1 protein-coding gene is annotated in these 1227 nt (G+C 74.9%); it reads left to right on the top strand.

Translation table 11 applies throughout. From position 1 onward, the window contains the following. The coding region (locus tag A3IG_RS0104315) for an LpqB family beta-propeller domain-containing protein (RefSeq protein ID WP_018382312.1) at positions 1–1066 on the top strand (1066 nt) is incomplete at its 5' end. Between the last annotated feature and the right edge of the window lie 161 nt (positions 1067–1227).

The following is a 1227-nucleotide window of genomic DNA, read 5'->3' as shown; positions in this document are numbered from 1 at the left end:
CAGCGGCGAGGTCGTGAAGATCGAGGACTCCGAGCGGCGGCTGCGGGTGCCGTTGGTGATCCCCGGCAAGACCACCGATCGGCAGTGCCGTCGGATGGCCACGCAGTTGATGGGCACCATGCGGGACCACACCGCGGCCAAGATAGACGTGGTGGAACTGCGGGACGTGGACGGCTCCGCGAGCTGCACCGTGTCCCGGGACGAAGTCGCCGCCTACGACCCGCTGCGGCCCACCGAGGCGGCGGTCGGCCAGTTCTTCATCGACCCCGAGTACCGCCTGGTGAGCCTCGGCGACCACGACGTCCAGGCGTCGCCGGTGGCCGGACCTTTCGGCGAGGGCCAGGTCCAACTGGGGAACGTCGCGGTGCGGCTGGACGGCCGGGGCGCGGCCGGGGTCCGACGCGACGGCGCTGCCCTGTACGTGGCCGACTTCCAGGCGGGCACCGGGGCCACCAGCGTGCTCACCAGCACCGCGCAGCGCCCCGAGGACCGCCTGAGCGCGCCGAGCTGGGACGGCTGGGGCGACCTGTGGGTGGCCGACCGGGACCCGCAGCGGCCCCGGCTGATCGTGCTCCGCGGAGACCAGGTCATCCCCGTCGACGTGCCCGACCTCGCGGGGCGCCGGGTCCAGTCGCTGCGGGTGGCGGCCGACGGGGTGCGGATCGCGCTGGTGCTGCGCGACGGGGACCGCACCACCCTCCAGCTCGGCCGGGTCGAACGCGGCGGCACCGAGCGGGCCCCCAGGGTGTCGGTGCGTGACCTGCGGCCGGTGGCGCCGCAGCTCGAGGACATCGCCGCGGTCTCCTGGGCGGGCCAGAGCCGGATCCTGGTGGTGGGCAGGGAGTCGCAGGGCGTGCAGCAGTTGAAGTACGTGGACACCGACGGCTCGACGTCCTACACCCCGATGCTGCCGGCGATCAGCGGTGTCACCGCCGTGGCCGCCCCCCCGGACCGGAACCGGCCGCTGCTCGCGGACTCCGAGGAGGGGATGTTCCGCCTGGGACCGGACTCCAACTGGAAGCGGGTCCAGCCCAAGGAGGGGACCTCGCCGGTCTACCCGGGGTAGCCGGGAACGCACCGCGCGCCGGCACCGCGCCCGAGCTCCCGGCCCCCGTTCCGGCCCGCCGTGACGGGGGCGCGGGCCGCGGGGTTGTCCACAGGCCCTGGTCGTCCCCCGTGGAGGAGCCGCACAGTGGACCCGTGAGGACGTGGCGGTCGGCCCGGGGG

It is taken from the genome of Wenjunlia vitaminophila DSM 41686 (genome assembly GCF_000380165.1).
GTDB lineage: Bacteria > Actinomycetota > Actinomycetes > Streptomycetales > Streptomycetaceae > Wenjunlia > Wenjunlia vitaminophila.
The sequence above is the reverse complement of the archived record's forward strand: the minus strand, read 5'-3'. Positions and strand labels throughout refer to the sequence as shown.